Source organism: Protofrankia sp. CiP3, from assembly GCF_917627345.1.
GTDB lineage: Bacteria > Actinomycetota > Actinomycetes > Frankiales > Frankiaceae > Protofrankia.
Genome location: NZ_CAKJTM010000101.1, coordinates 711 through 4499 on the forward strand (window position 1 = coordinate 711; position 3789 = coordinate 4499).

General features: G+C 68.7%; 5 protein-coding genes. 4 read left to right on the forward strand and 1 reads right to left on the reverse strand.

Annotated elements, in window-relative coordinates; genetic code table 11:
• Positions 1-526 precede the first annotated feature (526 nt).
• The 4 genes from MJ797_RS22215 to MJ797_RS22230 all read left to right on the forward strand — a co-directional run bounded on the left by MJ797_RS22215 (position 527) and on the right by MJ797_RS22230 (position 2933).
• The gene (locus MJ797_RS22215; RefSeq protein WP_239340644.1) at positions 527-1267 is read left to right on the forward strand and encodes an ATP/GTP-binding protein; all 741 of its coding nucleotides are present in this window, start codon (positions 527-529) and stop codon (positions 1265-1267) included.
• A complete protein-coding gene (locus MJ797_RS22220) occupies positions 1249-1782 on the forward strand; it encodes an ATP/GTP-binding protein (protein WP_239340656.1) in 534 nt (177 codons plus the stop codon). The genes MJ797_RS22215 and MJ797_RS22220 overlap by 19 nt, the downstream gene beginning before the upstream one ends.
• Positions 1783-1847: 65 nt before the next feature.
• A complete protein-coding gene (locus tag MJ797_RS22225) occupies positions 1848-2594 on the forward strand; it encodes an RloB family protein (RefSeq protein WP_239340659.1) in 747 nt (248 codons plus the stop codon).
• Positions 2595-2597: 3 nt separating this feature from the next.
• Positions 2598-2933, forward strand: coding sequence for a WD40 repeat domain-containing protein (locus MJ797_RS22230; protein ID WP_239340662.1), 336 nt, complete (start codon positions 2598-2600; stop codon positions 2931-2933).
• Between the two features lie 399 nt (positions 2934-3332).
• Here MJ797_RS22230 and MJ797_RS22235 read toward each other — a convergent pair.
• Positions 3333-3789: hypothetical protein (locus MJ797_RS22235; protein WP_239340664.1), on the reverse strand; the 457-nt coding region annotated here is incomplete at its 5' end.

The window sequence follows — 3789 nt, forward strand, 5'->3', positions numbered from 1 at the left end:
ATGACCGGCGTGGAGGGTTCCCACTGTCGTAGACAACGTGCCTGAAGTCCACTGTCCACGAAAACGGGAACCCTCCACCTGCACCCTGGTCCACCCCAAGCGACAAGTACGGGGAGACCCGCAGGGCCGCCACCCGCCGTCGGCGTTCCCGGCCTCACGGTGCCGCCCGGCCCGCGTGAGCTGACGTCGCAGCTCGACGGCAATAGACCAGGACGTGATCGGAACCGGCGTCGCGGTCGCGGAGTGCCGTGCAGGTGGCCCAAGTTGCCCAGGTGGCCGAGACGGCGGCGGTGCCGCGCCGGCACGGCAGGTCACATCGTAGCCACGAAGACCATGATGGCTCTCGGTGCGGGTGGCGGCAGTGCATCGTCCCCGGTCACGGGCGCGGGTCGGCCCCATCCAACTCTCGATCGGTGGTCCGGTCCTGGCGTCGCCTAGGCCAACGTCATAAGGTGTTATGTGCAGGGTTCGTGCGTAGAAACGTCTGTGACGTGCCTCGTGGCTGCGTCTAGCCGAAAGGACAATCATGCTGCTCCGCTTTCGGGTGGCCAATCACCGGTCGATCCGCGACGAGCATGAGCTGTCACTGATTGGCACCGAGTTCAACGAGGGGACCGCACGCGAGACGGCCCTGCGTTCGAAGGGGCGGCCGGTGACCGTGCTCCCGGTGCTCGGTGTCTTCGGGGCCAACGCCTCTGGCAAGTCGAACCTCCTCGACGCCTTACGTTTCATGAAAGAGGCGGTGCGCAGCTCCTTCGCGGACTGGGCCACGTCGCCGGGAGTCGTCCCACGCGAACCCTTCAAGTTGGACCCGGCGTACAGGGATGCGACCAGCCTTTTCGAGGTCGACCTGCTCCTCGGCCGCGAGCCGGTCCGCTACACCTACGGATTCGAACTGTCAGACGAGCGCGTCGAGGCGGAGTGGCTCCACGCATACCCGCACGGCAAGCGCAACGTCTGGTTCGACCGGGAGGCCGGCCGCGCGGACGAGTTCGTTTTCAAGGGCAGCGGATTCAAGGGCAGGCGTGACGACCTCGTCGCGCTGACCCGCCCGAACGCGCTCTTCCTCTCGGTGGGGGCCACCCTGAACGACCCCCAGCTGTCAGCCGTGCACCGCTGGTTCCTGGACAATCTCCGGCTGGTCCCCCCGGAGCCGACGTCGCCGCCCGAACGGCATGGACACACAGCCTGCTCGCCGACCCGAAACGCGAGGTCCACTACCGTGACTGGGTCGTCCGGCTGCTGTCGGTGGCGGACCTCGGCCTGACCGGGATCGACGTCGACCGCGACACCGGCCAGGTCAGGCTGCACCACCGTGCACCAGGTGGCGGGGAAATCCCCATGGACTTCCGCACCGAGGAGTCCATGGGCACCCACGCATGGTTTGCCTTCCTCGGCCCCTTGCTGGTCGTGCTGGATTCGGGCACCGCGCTGTTGGTGGACGAACTGGACTCGAGCCTTCATCCCGCGCTGGCGGCCGAGGTCGTGCGGCTCTTCCAGGATCCCGCATCCAATCCCCATGGCTCCCAGCTGGTCTTTACGACGCACGACGCCACGCTGCTGGGCAACGCGGTCCTGGATCGCCCCCTCGACCGCGACCAGGTGTGGATCACTACGAAGAGACGCTCGGGTGAGACCGAGCTGTACGCTCTGATTGACGCCAAGCCGCGCAAGGAGGAGAACCTCGAACGCGGCTACCTGCGCGGTCGCTACGGCGGCGTCCCGCGGATTACCGCAGGTGAGATAACCCGCGAACTGTCCCGGCGCGAGGCGACGGCATGAGCGATCGGGGTGGACACCGCCACCAAGGCAGGGATTCTACGAAGTACCGTCGGCGCAGAACGGCAATGGATGACGCACGCCCCTTGGACCGCAGGCCGGGCGCCGGCTCCCGCGCGGTGCGAGTCCTCTACGTCGCCTGCGAGGGCGAGTCCACCGAACCCGACTACCTGGACTACCTGACCGAGGAATTCGGTGACGGTGACGGGGACCGGCCGCCCTTCCGCATCCAGCCGGTCTGGCGGAGGAACGGCATGCTGCCGACCGAAACCGTGGCGGCGGTGCGCCTGTACGCCGGCACGGACGAGGCGTGGGTGCTGTTCGACCGAGACGGCCCCGACCGCGATGCGGATATCCGGCGGGCGCTGAAGGACGCCGCCACTTTCAAGATCGAAGTTGGTTTCTCGCACCCGTCCTTTGATCTCTGGTTGCTCCTCCATTTCCAGTCCTTCTCCGGGGCGCAGCGTGGCGGCAGTAAGATCGTTGTCGAGAAGTTGCGGGGCGCCGAGGCGTTCGAGGACTACGACAACCGGAACAACAAGAGCGTCAAAGGTGTGCGGCGTGACGCCCTGCGGGGCAGAGAGAAGACCGCAGCGGCGAACGCACGGGCACTCGTCGACGTCTGCGCACACGGTGCCTGTAATGCAGAGCAGGCGAAGTCGAAGCCGGTGGACCGGAGCGCCGCCGACGAGTCGTCCGTGGGGTGGTCGGCCCGATCCGGATATTCCCCCCATTGCTCCGTCCTGCGGCGCGACCCATCGACCGACGTCTGGCGCCTGCTGGCCGCGCTGGGCCTCGTCCCGGGCTCCCAGTAGCGGGTGTGGGATCCGCGCACCGGCGCGCAGATCGCCGTGCTCACCGGCCACACCCACCCGGTGGGCGGGCTGGCGGTGTCCCCGGACGGCTCCTGGCTCGCCACGACCGGCGGCGACCGCACCATACGAATCTTCGAACCGTTATCCGGTCGGTGCGCTGCGGCGGTGTGCGTGGACCGCCCCGCACACCGCTGTGTGTGGACGTCTGACCGCCGCCTCGCCGCCTTCGACGGCCCCGGCGGGTTGTACCTGTTCGCGCTTGTCAGCGGAAACCACGGAGCGACCGTGACCCCTCCGATGTCCGGTGCGCCGTGCCCGGGAAACATCACTGGGGGCTGATGGTCGACGGGTGCTGATCCGCTGATGCGTCCGCCGGACCGCGACCGCCGCATGGTCGAGGGACGTCCGGGTATTCCCCGGCTCGGCCTGCCGCGGGGAGGTTCCCGGCGCGTGCGTCGCCTGTGTCCGTGCGCAACGGTTCCCGGCAGCGATGCATACGGCGTGGCCGACGACGCCGACGATCACGGAGAGGAGCCGTTCGCGGGTGAGACAGATACCGAGATCACGTTCCTGTCCCCGGATCCGGCCACACGATCATCGACCAGGGTGGTGGTGTCCATCGTGGGTCATCCCGGGGGACGCCGAGCGGACGTAGCTGGGGCGCCGGATTGTGGCGCCCCGAAGGCGTGCGTCCGGACGATATACGGCTCGTGGGGATGCCCACCCCTTGGGCGGCCCTCAGGCGGATCGGTCATCACCGTCATCACGGGAGCCACCGCGCCGGGATCCCGGGGTCAGCAGCCGAAGCGCCGGGTGGCCCGTGGGGTCATGGCATCCCGCGCGCTGTCCTGCGGAGAGCGCCTCGTCTGCTCGACCTGCCTCTGGCAGGGCATGGGCCACCGTGGGCATGACCCGCCGGGTCGCGACCACCGGATCCGCCGCGCCAGCCGTGGGTGTTTTCGGGATCTCCGGCGTGCGTCGGTGGCGATGCCGCGGACGGCCGTGGTACCGGTGTGGGTCCGCGGTGGCCGGGTGATGCGCCTGTGGCGGTCGTCTGCGATGGTCAGCCGCGGTGGCCGGGAGCGCGACGGGTAGAGGGCAGTGAAGATCGCGGCGTTCGGGTCGCTCCAGGCCGGGTAGATCAATCCTGGGCTGGGGGAGCGTGGATGTGCCAGCGGCGTGCCAGCGGGAGGAT

Coding starts and splice junctions, on each gene's coding strand:
- MJ797_RS22225 (WP_239340659.1), top strand. CDS start 1,848: ATGGATGACGCACGCCCCTTGGACCGCAGGCCGGGCGCCGGCTCCCGC.
- MJ797_RS22215 (WP_239340644.1), top strand. CDS start 527: ATGCTGCTCCGCTTTCGGGTGGCCAATCACCGGTCGATCCGCGACGAG.